Annotated in this window: 19 protein-coding genes; 16 read left to right on the top strand and 3 right to left on the bottom strand. The window is 72.8% G+C overall.

From position 1 onward, the window contains the following. Positions 1 to 25: 25 nt before the first annotated feature. Positions 26 to 997, bottom strand: coding sequence for an LLM class flavin-dependent oxidoreductase (locus SZN_RS08625; RefSeq protein WP_007493371.1), 972 nt, complete (start codon positions 995 to 997; stop codon positions 26 to 28). Positions 998 to 1,102: 105 nt separating this feature from the next. Between SZN_RS08625 and ftsY the strand changes: the two genes are divergently transcribed. Continuing rightward, positions 1,103 to 2,305 carry a signal recognition particle-docking protein FtsY gene (ftsY, locus tag SZN_RS08620; protein ID WP_007493370.1) on the top strand — a complete coding sequence of 401 codons (1,203 nt, stop codon included), beginning with the start codon at positions 1,103 to 1,105 and terminating at the stop codon, positions 2,303 to 2,305. A gap of 111 nt (positions 2,306 to 2,416) precedes the next feature. Here ftsY and SZN_RS08615 read toward each other — a convergent pair whose 3' ends face one another. After that, entirely contained in the window at positions 2,417 to 3,073 is a 657-nt protein-coding gene (locus SZN_RS08615; RefSeq protein WP_007493367.1) for a bifunctional DNA primase/polymerase, read from the bottom strand. A gap of 458 nt (positions 3,074 to 3,531) precedes the next feature. Here SZN_RS08615 and nsdA point away from each other — a divergent pair, with 458 nt between their 5' ends. From nsdA to ftsH, 6 genes are all read left to right on the top strand, one after another. After that, on the top strand, positions 3,532 to 5,025 hold the full coding sequence (gene nsdA / locus SZN_RS08610) for a transcriptional repressor NsdA (protein ID WP_007493365.1): 1,494 nt from the start codon (positions 3,532 to 3,534) through the stop codon (positions 5,023 to 5,025). Positions 5,026 to 5,354: 329 nt separating this feature from the next. Further along, the gene (locus SZN_RS08605; protein WP_007493363.1) at positions 5,355 to 6,701 is read left to right on the top strand and encodes an ammonium transporter; all 1,347 of its coding nucleotides are present in this window, start codon (positions 5,355 to 5,357) and stop codon (positions 6,699 to 6,701) included. Then, complete coding sequence (locus SZN_RS08600) at positions 6,698 to 7,036, top strand: P-II family nitrogen regulator (protein ID WP_007493361.1); 339 nt, start codon at positions 6,698 to 6,700, stop codon at positions 7,034 to 7,036. The genes SZN_RS08605 and SZN_RS08600 overlap by 4 nt, the downstream gene beginning before the upstream one ends. A gap of 28 nt (positions 7,037 to 7,064) precedes the next feature. Then, a complete protein-coding gene (locus tag SZN_RS08595; RefSeq protein ID WP_007493360.1) occupies positions 7,065 to 9,512 on the top strand; it encodes a [protein-PII] uridylyltransferase in 2,448 nt (815 codons plus the stop codon). 85 nt (positions 9,513 to 9,597) lie between these two features. After that, complete coding sequence (gene ffh / locus SZN_RS08590) at positions 9,598 to 11,151, top strand: signal recognition particle protein (RefSeq protein ID WP_007493357.1); 1,554 nt, start codon at positions 9,598 to 9,600, stop codon at positions 11,149 to 11,151. A gap of 109 nt (positions 11,152 to 11,260) precedes the next feature. After that, the gene (gene ftsH / locus SZN_RS08585; protein WP_007493354.1) at positions 11,261 to 13,195 is read left to right on the top strand and encodes an ATP-dependent zinc metalloprotease FtsH; all 1,935 of its coding nucleotides are present in this window, start codon (positions 11,261 to 11,263) and stop codon (positions 13,193 to 13,195) included. A 10-nt stretch (positions 13,196 to 13,205) separates the two neighbouring features. Here ftsH and SZN_RS08580 read toward each other — a convergent pair whose 3' ends face one another. Then, the gene (locus tag SZN_RS08580; protein ID WP_063741741.1) at positions 13,206 to 14,078 is read right to left on the bottom strand and encodes a class I SAM-dependent methyltransferase; all 873 of its coding nucleotides are present in this window, start codon (positions 14,076 to 14,078) and stop codon (positions 13,206 to 13,208) included. 728 nt (positions 14,079 to 14,806) lie between these two features. Here SZN_RS08580 and SZN_RS08575 point away from each other — a divergent pair. The 9 genes from SZN_RS08575 to lepB (SZN_RS08535) all read left to right on the top strand — a co-directional run bounded on the left by SZN_RS08575 (position 14,807) and on the right by lepB (SZN_RS08535) (position 21,122). Next, entirely contained in the window at positions 14,807 to 15,403 is a 597-nt protein-coding gene (locus SZN_RS08575) for a hypothetical protein (RefSeq protein ID WP_007493349.1), read from the top strand. Between the two features lie 343 nt (positions 15,404 to 15,746). Continuing rightward, positions 15,747 to 16,166 (top strand): 30S ribosomal protein S16, encoded by a 420-nt coding sequence (rpsP, locus tag SZN_RS08570; protein ID WP_007493347.1) that lies wholly within the window; start codon positions 15,747 to 15,749, stop codon positions 16,164 to 16,166. Between the two features lie 2 nt (positions 16,167 to 16,168). After that, on the top strand, positions 16,169 to 16,408 hold the full coding sequence (locus SZN_RS08565; RefSeq protein ID WP_005479813.1) for an RNA-binding protein: 240 nt from the start codon (positions 16,169 to 16,171) through the stop codon (positions 16,406 to 16,408). Positions 16,409 to 16,529: 121 nt separating this feature from the next. Then, positions 16,530 to 17,081 carry a ribosome maturation factor RimM gene (rimM, locus tag SZN_RS08560; protein ID WP_007493343.1) on the top strand — a complete coding sequence of 184 codons (552 nt, stop codon included), beginning with the start codon at positions 16,530 to 16,532 and terminating at the stop codon, positions 17,079 to 17,081. After that, complete coding sequence (gene trmD / locus SZN_RS08555) at positions 17,081 to 17,914, top strand: tRNA (guanosine(37)-N1)-methyltransferase TrmD (RefSeq protein WP_007493341.1); 834 nt, start codon at positions 17,081 to 17,083, stop codon at positions 17,912 to 17,914. The genes rimM and trmD overlap by 1 nt, the downstream gene beginning before the upstream one ends. A gap of 134 nt (positions 17,915 to 18,048) precedes the next feature. Next, complete coding sequence (rplS, locus tag SZN_RS08550; protein WP_007493339.1) at positions 18,049 to 18,399, top strand: 50S ribosomal protein L19; 351 nt, start codon at positions 18,049 to 18,051, stop codon at positions 18,397 to 18,399. A 69-nt stretch (positions 18,400 to 18,468) separates the two neighbouring features. Continuing rightward, entirely contained in the window at positions 18,469 to 19,185 is a 717-nt protein-coding gene (gene lepB, locus SZN_RS08545; RefSeq protein ID WP_007493337.1) for a signal peptidase I, read from the top strand. After that, positions 19,178 to 20,266, top strand: coding sequence for a signal peptidase I (lepB, locus tag SZN_RS08540; RefSeq protein WP_007493335.1), 1,089 nt, complete (start codon positions 19,178 to 19,180; stop codon positions 20,264 to 20,266). Before lepB (SZN_RS08545) ends, lepB (SZN_RS08540) begins: the two co-directional genes overlap by 8 nt. Continuing rightward, positions 20,154 to 21,122, top strand: coding sequence for a signal peptidase I (lepB, locus tag SZN_RS08535; protein WP_078508501.1), 969 nt, complete (start codon positions 20,154 to 20,156; stop codon positions 21,120 to 21,122). Before lepB (SZN_RS08540) ends, lepB (SZN_RS08535) begins: the two co-directional genes overlap by 113 nt. Positions 21,123 to 21,182 lie beyond the last annotated feature (60 nt).

Below are 21,182 nucleotides of genomic sequence, written 5' to 3'. Positions count from 1 at the left end.
CGGGGGCGGCGCGGGCCCGCGGACGTCAGGCGCCGAGCCGGGGCAGCACCCGCTCGCAGAACAGCCGCAGCCCGCGCCACCCCTCCTCCACCGGCATCCCGCCCGCCAGCGGGTGCAGGACGTAGGTGTCGGCGCCCAGCGCCGCGCACTCCTCGGGCGTCACGATCCGGTAGACGCCCTCGGCCCGCAGCTCCCGCACCGTCCGCGCCCCCGAGCGCACCGCCGAGCGGATTCCGCCGGACTGCCAGGAGGCGTAGGTGCGCGCCTCGTGCAGGAAGTGGGCGCCGTACCGCGCCCAGGTCCGGTCGGGGTCCTCCGCGACGTGCAGCAGCGGCGTCTCGGCGGCGGGCATCATCGTCCAGCCCTCGGTGCCGTACTCCACCAGCCGCTCCTTGTAGTACGCCTCCAGTTCCGGCAGGTGCGCGCTGGGGAAGAACGGCAGGCCGAGGCGGGCGGCCCGGCGCGCGGCGGCCTCGGAGGAGCCCCCCACCAGCAGCGGCGGATGCGGCTCGGTGAACGGCCGGGGCGTGATCCGCACCGTACGGCCGCGGTAGTGGAACTCCTCGCCGGTCCACGCCGCCAGCAGGGTCTCCAGCAGCTCGTCCTGGAGCCGGCCGCGCCGCTTCCACTCCACGTCGAACAGGGCGTACTCCTCGGGCCGGTACCCGATTCCGGCCACCGTCACCAGCCGGCCGCCGCTCAGCAGGTCCAGTACGGCGATCTCCTCGGCGAGCCGCAGCGGGTCGTGCAGCGGGCCGATGATCGCCGAGACCGTGACCGCCAGCCGCCGTGTCGCCCCGAAGACCGCCGCGGCGAACGCGAACGGCGAGGGCATCCAGTTGTCGTCGGCGCCGTGGTGCTCCTCGGTCTGCACGGTGGAGATCCCGTGCTCGTCGGCGTACGCGGCCATCTCCAGGGCCGCCCGGTAGCGGTCCCGGAGGGAGGCGGGGCGCGCGCCGGGCTCGACGAGGTTGAAGCGTACGACCGTGACGGGCATCGGGGTCCCCCTTCACCGGGCGGCTGTGAAGGCGGACCTTAGCTGACGGTGTGTCAGACATCCATAGGGCCGTCCCGGGACTCCATGGCCGATACTGGACGCGTTATGGACATCGTCATCCTTGCTGTAGTCATCGCCGTGGTGGTCCTCGGCACGATCGGCGGGCTCGTCGTCGGCACCCGCCGCAAGAAGCAGCCGCCCCCGCCGCCCGCCGCCCCCGACATCACCGCCCCCCCGGCCGAGCCGCACGTCGGCGACGAGGCCGAGACACCGCGCGACGAGCCGCGCCGGACGATCGAGGAGGTGGACCTCCCCGGCGGCACGACCGCCGTCGGGGAACCCCCGGTCGCCGAGGAGCTCGCGCCGACCGAGCTGGAGGTCCCGGAGCCCACCGCCGGCCGGCTGATCCGGCTGCGCACCCGCCTGTCCCGCTCGCAGAACGCCCTGGGCAAGGGGCTGCTCACGCTCCTGTCGCGCGAGCACCTCGACGAGGACACCTGGGAGGAGATCGAGGACATCCTCCTCACCGCCGACGTCGGCGTGCAGCCCACCCAGGAGCTCGTCGACGGGCTGCGCGCGCGCGTCAAGGTGCTCGGCACCCGCACCCCCGAGGAGCTGCGCGGCCTGCTGCGCGAGGAACTGCTCAAGCTGGTCGGCCCCGACCTGGACCGCACGGTCCGCACCGAGCCGGAGGCGAGCGGGCCCGGCATCGTCATGGTCGTCGGCGTCAACGGCACCGGCAAGACCACCACCACCGGCAAGCTCGCCCGCGTCCTGGTGGCCGACGGCAGCAGCGTGGTCCTGGGCGCCGCCGACACCTTCCGTGCCGCCGCCGCCGACCAGCTCCAGACCTGGGGCGAGCGCGTCGGCGCCTACACCGTGCGCGGGCCGGAGGGCGGCGACCCCGCCTCCGTCGCCTTCGACGCGGTGAAGGAGGGCAAGGAGATGGGCTGCGACGTCGTGCTCATCGACACCGCCGGGCGCCTGCACACCAAGACCGGGCTCATGGACGAGCTCGGCAAGGTCAAGCGCGTCGTGGAGAAGCACGCCCCGCTCGACGAGGTGCTGCTCGTCCTGGACGCCACCACCGGGCAGAACGGCCTCGTGCAGGCGCGCGTCTTCGCCGAGGTCGTCGACATCACGGGCATCGTGCTCACCAAGCTGGACGGCACCGCCAAGGGCGGCATCGTCGTGGCCGTCCAGCGGGAGCTGGGTGTGCCGGTGAAGCTCATCGGCCTGGGCGAGGGCGCTGACGACCTGGCGCCGTTCGAGCCGGAAGCCTTCGTGGACGCCCTGATCGGCGAGTGACCCACCTCCTGTCCGCACGGCCTCGGATCCGCGACGGCCGCCGAAGAAGCGCCCGCTCCCCGAGGTGCAGTCGGGGAACGGGCGCTTCGCTGTGTCCGCCCGCGGGTGCCGTCAGGCGCGCGACCGATGCGACACGTAGGCCAGCGTCCCCAGCAGCAGCCGGGCCGCGGGCGGCTTCCTCGCCGTGTCCAGCGACGGCGGGCGCAGCCAGCGCACGGGGCCCAGGCCGCCGCGGTCGGACGGGGGCGCCGTGACACAGGCGCCGGGGCCGAGGCCGCGCAGGTCGAGCCGGGTGCGGTCGTCCCAGCCCATGCGGTAGAGGGTCTGCGCGAGGTCCGCGGCGGCGCCGGGGGCGACGAAGAAGTGGGCCCGCCCGTCGGGGGTGGCGGTCACGGGGCCGACGGGCAGGCCCATGCGCTCCAGCCGGGTCAGGGCCCGGCGCCCGGCCGCCTCGGCCACCTCGATCACGTCGAACGCCCGCCCCACGGGGAGCATCACCGCCGCGCCGGGGAACTCCGACCAGGCCCGCGTCGCCTCGCCGAGCGTGGCGCCCGCGGGGACCGGGGGCGCGAAGTCCAGCGGGTGCGCGCCGGGCGCGGCGCAGTCGCGGCGGCCGCAGGAGCAGGCGCCCCCCGCGGTCCGGGCGCCCGGGACCACGTCCCAGCCCCAGAGTCCGGTGAACTCGGCGACGGCCGTGCACTCCGAGGAGCGGCCGCGCCGACGCGTGCCGGACCGGATCTCGCGGATGGCGCCGATCGTGAAGCCCATGCCCTCTCCAACGGGTCCAGTACGCCGGTGGTTACGACGCGGATGCGGGTGGTGACCCTCTGTGTTCTCCGGAAGGGCCCGTACCCGGCGCGGCCCCCGGTTCACGCGGCGCATCGGGGTGCCCGGGGTGGTGGATGCGGCGACACGCGCCCCTGAGTGCTTCGTTCCGCCTGCTTCCGGCCGTCCTCTGTCAAGTGAATCGTGTTGCGCCGGGCGAGAGTTCATTCGATGGGGTGGCGAATGGTGGCGTTTCCGGGACCGCCATGGCTGGGGCCGTGATCGTAGGATTACTGTGTGTGCTCGGAGCCTCGGGGCGCATGCACGCTCGGGTATGCCGCAGGCAAGTCGGCTTTCCGTTCGAAGGGTGAGAACTGCCGGACGGGCGACGGTATTTACCGGCATTCTGATAAGGCTTGGCGCACTCAGTGACAAGTGGTCCAAGGGATGGGGGCGTTCCAGTGAGCGGCAACGGGGAGAGCGGCACGACTGGCGGTGGCGCAGCGCACACCGACAAGCGCCCGAACGAGCTGCTCGCGTCCTGGTTCGTGCGCAGCGGCTGGTCGAAGGGCGAGCTCGCCCGCCAAGTGAACCGCCGTGCACGCCAGTTGGGCGCCAGCCACATCTCCACGGACACCTCGCGCGTACGCCGCTGGCTGGACGGCGAGAACCCCCGCGAGCCGATCCCGCGCATCCTGTCGGAGCTGTTCTCGGAGCGGTTCGGCTGTGTGGTCTCCGTCGAGGACCTCGGCCTGCGCGCCGCCCGCCAGTCACCGTCCGTGTCCGGGGTGGACCTGCCCTGGACGGCCCCGCAGACGGTGGCCCTGCTCGGCGAGTTCTCGCGCAGCGACCTGATGCTGGCCCGGCGCGGCTTCCTCGGGAGCTCGCTCGCCCTGTCCGCGGGCCCGGCGCTGATCGAGCCCATGCAGCGCTGGCTGGTCCCCGCGCCGCCCGCCCTGTACCGGGAGGACCGGCCCGTGCCGTCCTCCCGGGCGCGCGGCCGGCTGTCCCGGCCCGAGCTGGACCTGCTGGAGTCCACCACCGTGATGTTCCGGCAGTGGGACGCCCAGTGCGGCGGCGGGCTGCGCCGCAAGGCGGTCGTCGGCCAGCTGCACGAGGTGACCGACCTGCTCCAGGAGCCCCAGCCGGACTGCACCGCGCGGAAGTTGTTCAAGGTCGCGGCGGAACTGGCCGAGCTGGCGGGGTGGATGTCGTACGACGTCGGTCTCCAGCCCACCGCCCAGAAGTACTTCGTCCTCGCGCTGCACGCCGCGAAGGAGGCCGGTGACCGGCCCCTCGGCTCGTACGTGCTGTCCAGCATGAGCCGGCAGATGATCCACCTCGGCCGGCCCGACGACGCCCTGGAGCTGATCCACCTCGCCCAGTACGGCAGCCGGGACTGCGCGAGCCCACGCACCCAGTCGATGCTGTATGCGATGGAGGCCCGCGCCTACGCCAACATGGGCCAGCCCGGCAAGTGCAAGCGCGCCGTCCGGATGGCCGAGGACACCTTCGCCGACGCCGAGGACTGGGACGAGCCCGATCCCGACTGGATCCGCTTCTTCTCCGAGGCCGAGCTGTACGGCGAGAACTCCCACTCCTTCCGCGATCTGGCCTATGTCGCGGGCCGCAGCCCGACGTACGCCTCGCTGGCCGAGCCCGTGATGCAGCGGGCCGTGGACCTGTTCGCCAAGGACGACGAGCACCAGCGGTCGTACGCGCTGAACCTCATCGGCATGGCCACGGTCCACCTGCTGCGGCGCGAGCCCGAGCAGAGCACCGTGTACGCCGAACAGGCCATGCGGACCGCCAAGAAGGTGCGCTCCGAGCGCGTGAACACTCGTATCCGAAAGACCATCGACACCGCGGCGCGCGACTTCGGCGATCTCGCCGAGGTCGTCGACCTCACCGACAAGCTCGCGGTGGAACTCCCCGAGGCCGCCGAGGCGGTCTGACGCCCGGCAGACCCCGGGAACCCGCAGAACCCCGGCCGCGGCCGGCCCTCCCGAACCGCCCGACTCGGCTCCCCCGTGCCAGGTCATCGGAAGGCCGGCCGCGGCCGGCCCTTTTCCCGCGGCGACGGCCGTGCCGCGGCGACGACCGCGCGGCCGATCCGCCCGTTCACCCACGCGTAACACGCCCGGCGCCTTCGTCACGGCGGCGAAACAGCGAGGGGCCTCCACCGAAACGGCGCTGCGCCAATCTCATGGCGCATAACCGGCCCACCCCTCACTCCGCCCAGGCTTCGCCCGCACGGGGCCGTACCTACGACGAGGAGACGCCGATGGCTCCAGCCATCACGCTCGCGGCAGACGCCCCCGGGCTGTCCGCCGCCAACACGGGTTTCATGCTCATCTGTTCCGCCCTGGTGATGCTCATGACCCCGGGCCTTGCCTTCTTCTACGGAGGCATGGTCCGCGTCAAGAGCACCCTGAACATGCTGATGATGAGCTTCATCAGCCTGGGGATCGTCACCATCCTGTGGGTGCTGTACGGCTTCTCGATGGCGTTCGGCACCGACTCCGGCAGCCTCATCGGCTGGAACTCCGACTGGGTGGGCCTGAGCAACATCGGGCTGACGGAGCTGTGGGACGGCTACACCATCCCGGTCTTCGTCTTCCTGGTCTTCCAGCTGATGTTCGCGGTCATCACACCGGCGCTGATCAGCGGCGCCCTGGCGGACCGCGTCAAGTTCACCGCCTGGGCGCTGTTCGTCGCCCTGTGGGCCACGATCGTCTACTTCCCCGTCGCGCACTGGGTCTGGGGCGCCGGCGGCTGGGCCTACGAACTCGGTGTGATCGACTTCGCCGGCGGCACCGCGGTCCACATCAACGCCGGTGCCGCGGCGCTCGGCGTGATCCTCGTCATCGGCAAGCGGGTCGGCTTCAAGCGCGACCCGATGCGCCCGCACAGCCTGCCGCTGGTCATGCTGGGCGCGGCGCTCCTGTGGTTCGGCTGGTTCGGCTTCAACGCCGGTTCCTGGCTCGGCAACGACGACGGCGTGGGCGCGCTGATGTTCGTCAACACGCAGGTCGCCACCGCCGCCGCCATGCTCGCCTGGCTCCTCTACGAGAAGATCCGCCACGGCGCGTTCACCACGCTGGGCGCCGCCTCCGGCGCGGTCGCCGGTCTGGTCGCCATCACCCCGGCGGGCGGCGCGGTCACCCCGCTCGGCGCGATCGCCGTCGGAGCCATCGCCGGTCTGCTGTGCGCCATGGCCGTGGGCCTGAAGTACAAGCTCGGCTACGACGACTCGCTCGACGTCGTCGGGGTCCACCTGGTCGGCGGTGTCGTCGGCTCCCTGCTGATCGGCTTCTTCGCCAGCGGCAAGGGCCAGTCCGACGTCGCGGGCCTCTTCTACGGCGGCGGCCTGACCCAGTTCTGGAAGCAGTGCGCGGGCGTCTTCGCCGTCCTGGCCTACTCTCTGATCGTCTCCGCGGTCCTCGCCTTCCTCCTCGACCGGACGATCGGCATGCGGGTCTCCGAGGACGACGAGATCGCCGGCATCGACCAGGCCGAGCACGCCGAGACCGCGTACGACTTCAGCGGCGCCGGCGGCGGTGCCGCCCGGACCGCAGCCGCGGCCCCCGCCCCGGTGCCCGCGGCCGAGAGCAAGAAGGTGGACGCATGAAGCTCATCACCGCCGTCGTCAAGCCGCACCGGCTCGACGAGATCAAGGAGGCCCTCCAGGCCTTCGGCGTGCACGGACTGACGGTCACCGAGGCCAGCGGCTACGGTCGGCAGCGTGGCCACACCGAGGTCTACCGCGGCGCCGAGTACACCGTCGACCTGGTCCCGAAGATCCGTATCGAGGTCCTGGTCGAGGACGACGACGCCGAGCAGCTGATCGACGTCGTCGTCAAGGCAGCCCGCACCGGCAAGATCGGCGACGGGAAGGTCTGGTCGCTCCCGGTCGAGACGGCCGTACGGGTCCGGACCGGCGAGCGCGGGCCCGACGCGCTCTGAGACGGGCGAACAGAACAGGAGTCGCTGGGTGACGAGCACGGACGTTTCCACGGATGCAGAGGACTCGGGACCCAGCGGCTACGCGGCGGCCCGGCTGCGTCTCCTCACCGAGGGGACGCGGTCCGGGCCGCCGCGCCGTGCCGCCCTCGCGCGGCTGACCGACGCATGGCTGAGCGGCCTGTTCGCGGCCGGTGCCGAGGGCGCGCGCGGGGTCTCCCTGGTGGCCGTCGGCGGCTACGGCCGCGGTGAGCTCTCCCCGCGCAGCGACCTCGACCTGCTCCTGCTGCACGACGGCGGCGACAGCGGCGCGGTGGCCGCGCTCGCCGACCGCGTCTGGTACCCGGTGTGGGACCTGGGCCTCGCCCTCGACCACTCGGTGCGCACACCCGCCGAGGCCCGCAGGACGGCCGCCGACGACCTCAAGGTCCAGCTCGGCCTGCTCGACGCCCGCCACGTCGCGGGCGACGCCTCCCTGACCGCCGGGCTGCGCACCGCCGTCCTCGCCGACTGGCGCAACCAGGCGTCCAGGCGGCTGCCCGAACTCCAGGAGCTGGCCGCCGAGCGCGCCGAGCGCCAGGGCGAGCTGCAGTACCTGCTGGAGCCCGATCTGAAGGAGGCGCGCGGCGGACTGCGGGACGCCACCATCCTGCGCGCCGTCGCCGCGTCCTGGCTGGCAGACGCCCCGCGCGAGGGCCTCGACGACGCCCGGCGCCGGCTCCTCGACGCACGGGACGCCCTGCACCTGGCCACCGGGCGGGCCACCGACCGGCTCGCCCTCCAGGAGCAGGACCAGGTCGCCGCCGAACTCGGACTGCTCGACGCCGACACCCTGCTGCGGCAGGTGTACGAGGCGGCCCGGGTGATCGCCTACGCCGGCGATGTCACCTGGCGCGAAGTGGGGCGCGTCCTGCGGGCGCGCGCCGTGCGGCCCAGGCTGCGCGCCCTCATGGGCGGGGGCAGGCCCGCCGTCGAGCGCTCCCCGCTGGCCGAGGGGGTGGTCGAGCAGGACGGCGAGGTGGTGCTCGCCCGTGCCGCGCGCCCCGACCGCGACCCCGTCCTGCCCCTGCGGGCCGCGGCCGCCGCCGCGCAGGCCGGACTCCCGCTCTCCCTGCACGCCGTACGGCGGATGGCTGCCGGGGTGCGCCCGCTGCCGGCGCCCTGGCCCGCCGAGGCCCGCGAGCAGCTGGTCACCCTGCTGGGCTCCGGCCGGCCCACCGTGGAGGTGTGGGAGGCGCTGGAGGCCGAGGGGCTGATCACCCGGCTGCTGCCCGACTGGGAGCGGGTGCGCTGCCGCCCCCAGCGCAACGCCGTGCACGTGTGGACCGTCGACCGGCACCTGATCGAGACGGCCGTACGGGCCTCCGGGTTCACCCGCCGCGTCCACCGCCCCGACCTGCTGCTGGTCGCCGCGCTGCTGCACGACATCGGCAAGGGCTGGCCCGGCGACCACTCGGCGGCCGGCGAGATCATCGTCAGGGACGTGGCCGCGCGCATCGGCTTCGACCGCGCCGACGTGGCGGTGCTCGCCACCCTCGTACGCCACCATCTGCTGCTCGTCGAGACGGCGACCCGCCGCGACCTGGAGGACCCCGCCACCGTGCGCGCGGTCGCCGACGCGGTCGGCTCGCAGGGCACCCTGGAGCTGCTGCACGCCCTGACCGAGGCGGACGCCCTCGCGACCGGTCCGGCGGCCTGGTCCTCCTGGCGCGCCTCCCTCGTCACCGACCTCGTCGCCCGGGTCGCCGCCGTGCTCGCCGGGGACGCCCCCGAGGAGCCCGCGGACGCCGCGCCCACCGCCGAGCAGGAGCGGCTCGCCCTGGAGGCGGTCGCCACCGGCAGCCCCGTACTGGCCCTGCGCGCGCAGACCGAGCCGCCGGCCGGGGAGCCGCCCTCCGGAGATCCGGAGCCGCTCGGGGTCGAACTGCTGATCGCCGTACCGGACCAGCCGGGCGTGCTGCCCGCCGTGTCCGGCGTCCTCGCGACGCACCGGCTGACCGTGCGCACCGCCGAGCTGCGCGCCATCGAGCTGCCCGACGGCGTCGAGGGCACCGTCCTGCTGCTGAACTGGCGGGTCGCCGCCCAGTACGGCTCCCTGCCGCAGGCCGCCCGGCTGCGCGCCGACCTCGTACGGGCCCTGGACGGTTCGCTGGACATCGCGGGCCGGCTCGCGGAGCGGGACGCCGCCCATCCGCGGCGGCGGGGCGTGGTGGCGCCGCCGCCGCGGGTCTCGGTCCACCCGGCCGCCTCCCGGCAGGCCACGGTGATCGAGGTGCGGGCGCAGGACGCGCCGGGGCTGCTGTTCCGGATCGGCCGCGCGCTGGAGGACGCGGGCGTGCGGGTGCGCAGCGCGCACGCCGGCACCCTGGGCGCCAACGCCGTCGACGCGTTCTACGTCACCGGTCCCGAGGGGGCGCCGCTGCCCGGCGAGGAGGCGGTGTCCGTGGCCCGCAAGCTGGAGGAGACCCTGCGGGGGTGAACCGGGGGATCCCGGCGACCCGCGCGGCCGGGATACCCTGGAGGGCGATTCCCAGCTGCCACCGACCCCGAGGACCGCGAGCGCCGTGTTCGATACTCTCTCCGATCGCCTCTCAGCGACTTTCAAGAACCTGCGCGGCAAGGGACGGCTCTCCGAGGCGGACATCGACGCCACCGCGCGCGAGATCCGCATCGCGCTCCTCGAAGCGGACGTGGCCCTGCCCGTCGTCCGCTCGTTCATCAAGAACATCAAGGAGCGCGCCCTCGGCGCCGACGTCTCCCGGGCGCTGAACCCCGCCCAGCAGGTCCTGAAGATCGTCAACGAGGAGCTCGTGACGATCCTCGGCGGCGAGACGCGGCGGCTGCGCTTCGCCAAGACCGCGCCCACCGTGATCATGCTGGCGGGTCTCCAGGGCGCAGGCAAGACCACCCTGGCGGGCAAGCTCGGCCACTGGCTGAAGGAGCAGGGCCACTCGCCGCTGCTCGTCGCCTGCGACCTCCAGCGCCCCAACGCGGTGAACCAGCTGAGCGTCGTCGCCGAGCGCGCCGGTGTCGCGGTCTACGCGCCCGAGCCGGGCAACGGCGTGGGGGACCCCGTCAAGGTCGCCGAGGACTCCATCGAGCACGCCAGGGCCAAGGTCCACGACATCGTGATCGTGGACACCGCCGGCCGCCTGGGCATCGACCAGGAGATGATGCGGCAGGCCGCCGACATCCGCGACGCGGTCTCCCCGGACGAGATCCTCTTCGTCGTCGACGCGATGATCGGCCAGGACGCGGTCAACACCGCCGAGGCGTTCCGCGACGGCGTCGGCTTCGACGGCGTGGTGCTCTCCAAGCTCGACGGCGACGCCCGCGGTGGCGCCGCCCTGTCGATCCGCCAGGTCACCGGCAAGCCGATCATGTTCGCGTCCAACGGTGAGAAGCTCGGCGACTTCGACGCCTTCCACCCGGACCGGATGGCCTCCCGCATCCTCGACATGGGTGACCTGCTCACCCTGATCGAGCAGGCGGAGAAGACGTTCAGTCAGGAAGAGGCCGAGAAAATGGCCTCCAAGCTGGCGTCGAAGAAGGGCCAGGACTTCACCCTGGACGACTTCCTGGCCCAGATGGAGCAGGTCAGGAAGATGGGCTCCCTCTCCAAACTGCTCGGCATGCTGCCCGGCATGGGCCAGATGAAGGACCAGATCAACAACCTCGACGAGCGCGACGTCGACCGCACGGCCGCGATCATCAAGTCGATGACCCCGGCCGAGCGCCAGGAGCCGACGATCATCAACGGCTCCCGCCGCGCGCGGATCGCCAAGGGCTCCGGTGTCGAGGTCAGCGCCGTGAAGAACCTCGTCGAGCGGTTCTTCGAGGCCCGCAAGATGATGTCCCGCATGGCCCAGGGCGGCGGTATGCCCGGCATGCCGGGGATCCCCGGCATGGGCGGCGGCCCCGGCCGCGCCAAGAAGCAGCCCAAGAAGGCCAAGGGCAAGCAGCGCTCCGGCAACCCGATGAAGCGCAAGCAGCAGGAGCAGGAGGAGGCCGCCCGCCGGGCCGCGGCCGCTCAGGGCGGCGGCGCCTTCGGGGTGCCGGGCCAGCAGGCCGGACAGGACTTCGAGCTGCCGGACGAGTTCAAGAAGTTCATGGGCTGACCGGGCCCGCGCGGGCCCGGTCCGTCCCTGCGCCGCAGAGGGCGCCCCCGCCGACGGGGGCGCCCTTTTTGCGCGTGCCGTGGACCGCCGTCTGCCGTAACGTCCAGATATGAGCAACGCGGCGCCACCACGCAAGGCTCCCGACCGGCCGTGGCGCACCGAGGGCACGCCCGAGGAACCGCCCGGACGGCCCGGCGGCCGACGGATGCGCGGCCGCTGGTGGAGCCTCGCCCTGACCGCGGTGATCGTCTTCCTGCTGGCGTGGGCCGGGCTGAGCTATTTCGGCAGGGGCGACGAGCCGACGATCTCCTACACCGAGTTCAGCCGACAGGTCGGCGCCGGCAACGTCGCCAAGATCTACTCCAAGGGCGACGCCATCCAGGGCGAACTCAAGAGCGCCCGGGACAACCCCGGCGGCGGCCGGTACACCACGTTCCGCACCCAGCGCCCGGCCTTCGCGGACGACGGGCTCTGGCGCCGGCTGAGCGCCAACGACGTCACCGTGACCGCCGAGCCGGTGGTGAAGGAGCGCAGCCTCCTCACCAACCTGCTGATCTCGCTGGCGCCCCTCGCCGTCATCGTCGCCCTGTGGATCTTCGTCGCCCGGCGCTTCACCCCGGGACGCGGCGGCGCGGGCGGCATGTTCGGGCGCAAGCCGCCGCCCAAGCCGGTCGAGCTCCTGCCCGGCAAGGACCGTACGACCTTCGCCGACGTGGCCGGGATCGACGAGGTCAAGGGCGAACTGGACGACGTCGTCGACTTCCTGGAGCATCCCGAGGCGTATCGCAGCATGGGCGCGAAGATGCCGCGCGGCGTGCTGCTCGCGGGCTCGCCCGGCACCGGCAAGACCCTGCTGGCGCGGGCGGTGGCCGGGGAGGCGGGCGTGCCGTTCTTCTCCGCCTCCGCCTCCGAGTTCATCGAGATGATCGTCGGCGTGGGCGCCTCCCGGGTGCGCGAACTGTTCGCCGAGGCCCGCAAGGTGGCCCCGTCGATCATCTTCATCGACGAGATCGACACCATCGGACGGGTCAGGGGCGCCGGTGCCTCGGTGAGCGGCCACGACGAGCGCGAGCAGACGCTGAACCAGATCCTCACCGAGATGGACGGCTTCTCCGGCGCGGAGGGCGTGATCGTCATCGCGGCGACCAACCGCGCCGACATCCTCGACCCCGCCCTCACCCGGCCCGGCCGCTTCGACCGCGTCGTCAACGTCTCCCCGCCCGACCGCCGCGGACGCGAGGCGATCCTGCGGATCCACACCCGCGAGATCCCCCTCGACGACGACGTCGACCTCGTCCAGCTGGCCCGCAAGACCCCCGGCATGACGGGCGCCGACCTCGCCAACCTCGCCAACGAGGGCGCGCTGCTCGCCGTCAGGCGCAAGCAGTCCCGGGTGAGCGCCGCCCATCTGTCCGAGGCGCTGGAGAAGGTGCAGCTCGGCGCCGAACGCACGCTCGTGATGCCCGAGGAGGACCGTCGGCGCACCGCGTACCACGAGAGCGGGCACGCCCTCCTCGGCATGCTCCAGCCGGGCGCCGACCCGGTCCGCAAGGTCACCATCGTGCCCCGCGGGCGGGCGCTCGGGGTGACGATGTCGACCCCCGAGGTCGAGCGCTACGCGCACTCCGAGGAGTATCTGCGCGGCCGCATCATCGGCGCCCTCGGCGGCATGGCGGCCGAGGACGTGGTCTACGGCGTCGTCACCACGGGCGCCGAGAACGACCTCGAACAGGTCACCCACATTGCGCGCGGCATGGTCGCCCGCTGGGGCATGAGCGAGCGCGTCGGCAGGCTCTCCGCCCTGCCGAGCGACGCCCAGCAGGCGTACGGCCTCTCCGCGGCGCCGCAGACCCTCGACGTCATCGACGACGAGATGCGCCGCATCGTCGACGGCTGCTACGAGGAGGCGTGCCGCAAACTCCGCGACCACCGCGGGAAGCTGGACGCACTCGCGCTCGCGCTGCTGGAGAGCGAGACCCTGGAGGAGGCCGACGCCTACCGGGTCGCCGGGATCACCCGGCTGAAGAAGGACGACGCCCCGTAGGACGCCGGCCTCACGGCACCCGGGCGATCAGATAGCGGAACACGTTCGGCATCCACACCGTGCCGTCCCGCCGCTGATGCGGATGCAGCGCCTCCGCCACCTCCTTGTCCACCTGCGCCCGGTCGGTCGCGGCGACCGCCGCGTCGAACAGGCCCGTCGACAGCAGTCCGCGCACCGCGCTGCCGGTGTCCGCGTAGCCGAACGGGCAGGCCACCCGGCCCGAACCGTCCGGCCGCAGGCCCGCGCGCCGCGCCGCCTCCTCCAGGTCGTCGCGCCGCGCGGGACGCCAGCTGCCCGTACCGCGCAGGGGATCGGCCAGTCTCGTGGCCACCCGCAGCACCGACGACGTGGCGCAGCGCTCCGGGGGACCCCAGCCGGCGAGCACCACCGGCGAGCCCCGCCGGGCGAGCGGCACCGCCGCCGCGAGCGTCCCCCCCAGCTCTTCCGAGCCGTCCGCCGGGCAGCCGACGGGCTCGAACGAGGTCACCAGGGTGTACGCCGGGTCCTCCGGGGCGGCGGCCCGCGGGCGGGCGTCGAGCAGCCGGGCGTCGGCACGCGTGCGCGTGTCCCCGTCGCGGGTTCTGCCGGGCTCCTCGGGAAGCAGCCGCCGCCGTGCCAGGGCCAGCCGCTCCGGGGAGGAGGACTCGACACCGGTGACGGCCGCGCCCCGGGACGCCGCCATCAGCAGGGCGAGTCCGCTGCCGCAGCCCAGGCCCAGCAGTCTGGTGCCGGGGCCCACCTCCAGTCGCTCGTAGACGGCCTCGTAGAGCGGGACCAGCATCCGCTCCTGGATCTCGGACCAGTCACGCGCGCGTGCACCCCGGTCCACGCGGAGAACCGTTTCCGCGGGCGGCCGGTGCTGACGCACGAGCGTTGGTGTCATGTAAAGCGCCCCAATCCGCAGAGAGTTGTCGCCATGCCCGATTCCGTCGCCCCCGTGGCATGCGCTCGCGCTCCCCCCGTATGCCAGGTAACTCCGCGCCCGTCCCCGCGTCCAGGGGTCGTGAGGACCTGCTTGCGGCCCGGCCGCGTTCATGGCCAGAATTCACATTCCGGTAATCCGGGCCCGTACCCTCGCGCCACGGCGGAGGCATCCGTCCCGCAGGCGTGCGCCGGGAACCTCCCGCGCCGGGCCCGCGGGCGCCGGGAGTCCCGCACGCGTCCGGTCCGGCAGGGGACGGGCCGGGACGCGGCGGGGAGGGACGGGGATGTGCGGGGAGGGCAGGAGCGGAGCGGGGAGGACGGGGGAGGACGGGGGAGGGACGGCGCGGAGCGGGGAGGGACGGGGCGGTGCCGGACGCTGGGGACACGACCGGTAACGTCGCGGCCGTGGCGCGCGTTAACCCGAGGGGACGGCGGGGGGAGAGCCGGGAGCGGCCGAAACGGCTCTTGCGCATCTGCGAATCCCATCGGCCCGGCCGTCCGCGCCCGGCCTGCGCGCGGGGGCGTACGTGGGGCTACGCACCAGCTTGTGGCGAGCTGCGAGGCTTCTCCGCAGATCTGCGCACCCGCCCTCGTCGGTGTGCATCATTCACAACTGACGGGTACGTGCAAATTATTTGGGATGCCCTGGAATCGGAACACAGCGGCACTCCGGCTCGTTGTCATTACGTGAGCACGACACAGACACCACCTGTTCTCGCCGCAGAACTGGCGCAGGCGTGGGCCGACATTCAGCGGTACCACCCCGAGCTGCCGGATCTCGCCGCGCCAGAGTCCCTGATCGGGGAGTCGTCGTCCGCGTGCGGGCACGAGCTCTCCTTCGAGCGGCTGCTTCACGAAGCAGTCCACGGGATCGCCGCCTCGCGCGGCGTCCGCGACACCTCCCGGGCCGGCCGGTACCACAACCGCCGATTCCTGGCCATCGCCGAGGAACTCGGCCTGGATCACCCCGAGGAGCCGCACCCGAGCAGCGGCTTCTCCCTGGTCACGCTCAACCCCGAGGCCAAGCGCCGCTACCGCCCGACCATCGAACGCCTCCAGCGCGCGCTGAAGGCCCACACCGCGGCGACCTCCGCCGACACCAGCCGTACCTTCCGGGGTCCGGCCGCGCGGCACGGCTCCTCCGGGGGCGGCGTCCGCGTCAAGGCGGTCTGCGACTGCGGCCGCAACGTCCGGGTCGTGCCGTCGGTACTGGCCCAGGCGCCGATCGTGTGCGGCGGCTGCGGGAAGCCGTTCCGCATCCCCGAGGTGGTCGGGGCCGCCTGACGCCGCCGCGTGGCACACCGGCATCTCGTGGCTGCCGGTCTCACACGCGGCGTCGGCGCAGCGGGTACGTCGTGCAGGCGGCACCCACGCGCGAGGCGGCCGTACGGCCCGCTGGGACGGCACCCGGTCCGCCGGGTGCCGCTCAGTCGTGCCCGCCGAGCGGGCGCCGCCCCCTCGGCGGACGGCGGGCCCGCGGGGTGTGGCACAATGGCTAGCTGTACTCGACAGCCGCACAGGACCCCTCTCTCCTCCGGCTGACGCGTCCGTCGGGCACTCGGGTACCGCAACCCCACGCGGCATTCCGCCGTGCCCCACCACGTCAAAACCAGGAGAACCCACTCCCGTGGCAGTCAAGATCAAGCTGAAGCGTCTGGGCAAGATCCGTTCGCCTCACTACCGCATCGTCGTCGCCGACTCCCGCACCCGCCGTGACGGCCGTGCGATCGAGGAGATCGGCAAGTACCACCCGACGTACAACCCGTCGGTCATCGAGGTGGACGGCGAGCGCGTCGCGTACTGGCTCGGTGTCGGCGCGCAGCCGACCGAGCCCGTCCTCGCCATCCTCAAGAAGACCGGCGACTGGCAGAAGTTCAAGGGCGAGCCCGCCCCGGCTCCGCTGCTCGTCGCCGAGCCGAAGAAGGCGCGCCCGTCGTTCGAGGCGCTCGGCGGCGACGACGAGGGCAAGGGTGAGGCGATCACCCAGAAGAAGAAGGCGGAGAAGAAGGACGAGGCTGCCGCCGCGTCCGAGTCGGCCGAGGCCTGAGCATGCTCGAGGAGGCTCTCGAGCACCTCGTGAAGGGCATCGTCGACAACCCTGACGATGTGCAGGTCGCCTCGCGCGACCTGCGTCGCGGGCGCGTGCTGGAGGTCCGGGTGCACCCCGACGACCTCGGCAAGGTGATCGGCCGCAACGGCCGCACCGCGCGCGCTCTGCGCACCGTCGTGGGCGCCATCGGCGGCCGGGGCGTCCGTGTCGACCTCGTCGACGTGGACCACGTCCGCTGACGCCGAACGCAGCACCGGCTCGGGCCGGGGAGGGCCACTGGGCCGTCCCCGGCCCGCAGTCGTACGGAGCCCGGGGGCGCGCAGTCCTCCGACAGCACAGTCCGACAGGAGAGCAAGCACAGTGCAGCTGGTAGTCGCGCGGATCGGCCGCGCCCACGGCATCAAGGGCGAGGTCACCGTCGAGGTGCGCACCGACGAGCCCGAACTCAGGCTCGGTCCCGGCGCGGTCCTCACCACCGACCCCGCCGCCACGGGGCCGCTCACCGTCGCGACCGGCCGGGTCCACAGCGGCCGGCTCCTGCTGCGCTTCGAGGGCGTCCACGACCGCACCGGCGCCGAGGCCCTGCGCAACACCGTCCTGATCGCCGACGTCGACCCGGAGGAACTGCCCGAGGGCGAGGACGAGTACTACGACCACCAGCTCGTCGACCTCGACGTGGTGACCGCGGACGGCACGGAGGTCGGCCGGATCACCGAGATCTCCCACCTGCCCTCGCAGGACCTGTTCATCGTCGAGCGCCCCGACGGCTCGGAGGTGATGATCCCCTTCGTCGAGGAGATCGTCGCCGAGATCGACCTGGCAGAGCAGCGCGCCGTCATCACGCCGCCGCCCGGCCTGATCGACGACCGGGCGGAGACCGCCTCGTCGCGCGACGCGGAGGACGAGAGCTGATGCGGCTCGACGTCGTCACGATCTTCCCCGAGTACCTGGAGCCGCTGAACGTCTCCCTCGTCGGCAAGGCACGCGCGCGCGGGCAGCTCGACGTCCAGGTGCACGACCTGCGCGGCTGGACCCGCGACCGGCACCACACCGTCGACGACACCCCGTACGGCGGCGGCCCCGGCATGGTCATGAAGACCGAGCCCTGGGGCGACGCCCTGGACGGGGTGCTGGCGGACGGCTACGAGGCGGGCGCGCGGCAGCCCTGCCTGATCGTTCCCACCCCGAGCGGCCGCCCCTTCACCCAGGAACTCGCCGTCGCGCTGTCCGAGCGGCCCTGGCTGATCTTCACCCCGGCCCGCTACGAGGGCATCGACCGCCGCGTCGTCGACGAGTACGCGACCCGGATGCCGGTCCACGAGGTCTCCATCGGGGACTACGTCCTCGCCGGCGGGGAGGCGGCCGTCCTGGTCGTCACGGAGGCGGTGGCCCGGCTCCTACCAGGCGTCCTCGGCAACGCCGAGTCGCACCGGGACGACTCCTTCGCGCCCGGCGCCATGGCGAGCCTCCTGGAGGGCCCCGTCTACACCAAGCCGCCCGAGTGGCGCGGCCGGGACATCCCCGACGTGCTGCTCAGCGGCCACCACGGCAAGATCGCCCGCTGGCGCCGCGACGAGGCACTGCGGCGCACGACGGCCCACCGGCCCGACCTGATCGAGCGCTGCGCCCCCGCTGCCTTCGACAAGAAGGACCGCGAGATGCTCTCCATCCTGGGCTGGACGCCCGACCCGGAGGGGGAGCGCCTCGGCCGATTTTGGCGCAGGACCGAGGCCGTGGAAGAATAGGCGGCTGTTGTGCGCCGTCCGGCGTGCGCCCCTGCCACAGGGGGACACGACGTCCGCCCCGACGGGCACGGCACTCTCACCCAGATCTCTAGGTCCGTTGATGACCTGTGGCATCAGCGAAGAAAGCAGACGAAATGTCCCACCTGCTCGACACCGTCGACTCCGCGTCGCTGCGCACCGACGTCCCGGCGTTCCGCCCCGGTGACACGGTCAACGTCCACGTCCGCGTCATCGAGGGCAACCGCTCCCGTGTGCAGCAGTTCAAGGGCGTCGTGATCCGCCGCCAGGGCGCCGGGGTGCGCGAGACCTTCACGGTCCGCAAGGTCTCCTTCTCCGTCGGCGTCGAGCGCACCTTCCCGGTGCACACCCCGATCGTCGAGAAGATCGAGCTCGTCACCCGGGGCGACGTCCGCCGCGCCAAGCTGTACTACCTGCGCGAGCTGCGCGGCAAGGCGGCGAAGATCAAGGAGAAGCGCGACAACTGAGCGCCTCCGGGGGCGTCCCCCGACGTCCCCCACGGAGTCCACAGCGGGGCCGGATAGCATCTGGCCCCGATGGACACCGAAGCACAGCAGACCGAGCGCGACCGCTCCTCCCTCCCCTCCGGCTCCGCGGACACCCCGGAACCCGAGGGCCGGGAGGAGCGGTCGCGTTCGTCGTCGGTGGCGCGGATCGCCGGATGGCTTCCGGGCGGCCGGATCAGTCTCACCCTGCTGGTCTTCCTGGTGTTTCTGCTGATACTCAACACGCTCGTGGTGCGGCCGTTCGAGATCCCGAGCGGATCGATGCAGTCCGCGTTGAGGATCGGAGACCGCGTTCTCGTAAACAAGTTGGCGTACCGTTTCGGTGCCGGACCGCGCCGCGGCGACGTGGTGGTGTTCGACGGAACCGGGTACTTCGGCGCCGCCGACTACATCAAGCGCGTGGTGGGCGTGGGGGGCGACCGCGTGGTCTGCTGCGACAAGGAGGGGAGGATCCGGGTGAACGGACGGTCGGTCGACGAGTCGGCGTTCCTGTACCCCGGTGACCGCCCGTCCACGGTCCGCTTCGACGTCGCCGTGCCCGCCGGCACCCTGTTCGTCCTCGGCGACCACCGCAGCGCCTCCAGCGACTCCCGCGACCGCCTGGGCTCGCCCGGCGGGGGCATGGTCCCCGTCGAGGACGTCATCGGCCGCGCCGACTGGATCATCTGGCCGCGCGACCGCTGGACCCGGCTGGAGCGTCCCGGAGCCTACGCGCGCGTCCCCGCACCCGGCGGCGCCCGTGGGTAACCGTGGCAGGCCCCGCGGGGTCGGCAGCAGCGCCGCCGACAATCTGCTCCCCACCGGCGTGCGGCGGACCGCCGGACCGGCGGGCGGCAGGTCCCGCGCGGAGCGCCGCAAGCTCCAGCAGAAGGTCAAGCGGCGCCGCAGACGCTCCGCGATCAAGGAGATACCTCTCCTCGTCGGCGTCGCGGTCCTCATCGCGCTGGTCCTGAAGACCTTCCTCGTCCAGGCGTTCGTGATCCCCTCCGGTTCCATGGAGCGGACGATCCAGATCGGCGACCGCGTCCTGGTCGACAAGCTGACGCCCTGGTTCGGCTCCCGGCCGCAGCGCGGCGACGTCGTCGTCTTCAAGGACCCCGGCGGCTGGCTCCAGGGCGAGCAGACGACGGCGAAGAAGGACGACCCCGTCGTCATCAAGCAGGTCAAGCAGGCGCTCACCTTCATCGGCCTGCTGCCGTCCGACAACGAGAAGGATCTGATCAAGCGCGTCGTCGGCGTCGGCGGCGACCGGGTCAGGTGCTGCGACACCCAGGGGAGGGTCACCGTCAACGGCGTTCCCCTGATCGAGGACTACCTGTATCCGGGCAACGCCCCGTCCGAGTCCGAGTTCGACGTCACCGTCCCCCGGGGGCGGCTGTGGGTGATGGGCGACCACCGCGCCAACTCGGCGGACTCCCGCGCCCACCAGAACCAGTACGGCGGCACGGTCTCCGAGGACCAGGTGGTGGGACGCGCCCGCGTCATCGCCTGGCCCGTGGGACGCTGGAACAGTCTCGACGAGCCGAGCACCTACGCCTCCGTGTCCGACGCGGCACGGGGGTCGACGGCGTCCGTCCGGCCGTCGCATAGGGTTGCCCCGGACGATTCGAACGCAACGATCAGACTCCCGAGCCCTGCGGAACTCCCGCTCGTTATGGGAGTGGTGGGCCTGCACCGCGCATGGGGCAGGCGGCGGCAGAGAGTAAGGAGTTGGCGTGGGGGATGTGGCGGTTGGCGCACGGTCCGGGCACGACGGCGAGGAGCACCGCGGACGTCCCGTGGGCGCGGCCGACCCTGCCTCGGACGGCGCCGTGACCTCCGGGAATGAGCCCGGAACCGGCGGGGACGACGGACGGTCGGGAGGCCGGCCCCCGACCGACGGCCCAGAGGCCGGCGGGACCGTCCCCCAGCCGAAGAAGCAGCGCTCCTTCTGGAAGGAGCTGCCGATCCTGATCGGCATCGCGCTCGTGCTGGCGCTGCTGATCAAGACCTTCCTGGTGCAGGCGTTCTCGATCCCCTCGGACTCGATGCAGAACACCCTGCAGCAGGGCGACCGGGTCCTGGTCGACAAGCTCACCCCGTGGTTCGGCTCCGAGCCCGAGCGCGGCGAGGTCGTCGTCTTCAACGACCCCGCCAACTGGCTGGCCGGTGAGCCGACCCCGGACCCGAACGCCTTGCAGACCTTCCTCAGCTGGATCGGCCTCATGCCGTCCGCCGAGGAGAAGGACCTGATCAAGCGGGCCGTCGGCGTGGGCGGCGACACGATCGAGTGCAAGGGCACCGGCCCGCTCAAGGTCAACGGCAAGGCGCTCAACGAGCCGTACGTCTACCCCGGCAACACCCCGTGCAGCCAGGACGACCAGGGCGGCCAGTTCAAGGTGAAGGTGCCCAAGGGCTTCATCTGGGTCATGGGCGACCACCGGCAGAACTCCCGGGACTCCCGGTACAACCAGGCCGACGTGAACCGCGGCATGGTCCCCGTGGACAAGGTCGTCGGCCGCGCCATCGTGATCGCCTGGCCGCTGAACCGCTGGAGCACCCTGCCGGTTCCGGACACCTTCGACCAGGACCTGAGCACCCGGTCCGCCGCGCTGACCGGGGCGCCGCAGGGGCTTGCCCTGGCGGGCGCCGTGCCGCTGGTGCTGTGGCGGCGCCGCCGGATCGAGGCGGCCACGACGCGCTGACCGGTCCGCCGCCACACTGCTCGTGCCCCGCGGCACGGGCCGGACGCCTCGCCGCTCCCC

This window comes from Streptomyces zinciresistens K42 (assembly GCF_000225525.1).
Classification (GTDB): domain Bacteria; phylum Actinomycetota; class Actinomycetes; order Streptomycetales; family Streptomycetaceae; genus Streptomyces; species Streptomyces zinciresistens.
The sequence above is the reverse complement of the archived record's forward strand: the minus strand, read 5'-3'. Positions and strand labels throughout refer to the sequence as shown.

Coding starts and splice junctions, on each gene's coding strand:
- SZN_RS08605 (WP_007493363.1), top strand. CDS start 5,355: ATGGCTCCAGCCATCACGCTCGCGGCAGACGCCCCCGGGCTGTCCGCC.
- ftsY (WP_007493370.1), top strand. CDS start 1,103: ATGGACATCGTCATCCTTGCTGTAGTCATCGCCGTGGTGGTCCTCGGC.
- lepB (WP_007493337.1), top strand. CDS start 18,469: ATGGACACCGAAGCACAGCAGACCGAGCGCGACCGCTCCTCCCTCCCC.
- SZN_RS08565 (WP_005479813.1), top strand. CDS start 16,169: ATGCTCGAGGAGGCTCTCGAGCACCTCGTGAAGGGCATCGTCGACAAC.
- SZN_RS08625 (WP_007493371.1), bottom strand. CDS start 997: ATGCCCGTCACGGTCGTACGCTTCAACCTCGTCGAGCCCGGCGCGCGC.
- rplS (WP_007493339.1), top strand. CDS start 18,049: ATGTCCCACCTGCTCGACACCGTCGACTCCGCGTCGCTGCGCACCGAC.
- trmD (WP_007493341.1), top strand. CDS start 17,081: ATGCGGCTCGACGTCGTCACGATCTTCCCCGAGTACCTGGAGCCGCTG.
- SZN_RS08600 (WP_007493361.1), top strand. CDS start 6,698: ATGAAGCTCATCACCGCCGTCGTCAAGCCGCACCGGCTCGACGAGATC.
- SZN_RS08615 (WP_007493367.1), bottom strand. CDS start 3,073: ATGGGCTTCACGATCGGCGCCATCCGCGAGATCCGGTCCGGCACGCGT.
- ftsH (WP_007493354.1), top strand. CDS start 11,261: ATGAGCAACGCGGCGCCACCACGCAAGGCTCCCGACCGGCCGTGGCGC.
- SZN_RS08580 (WP_063741741.1), bottom strand. CDS start 14,078: ATGACACCAACGCTCGTGCGTCAGCACCGGCCGCCCGCGGAAACGGTT.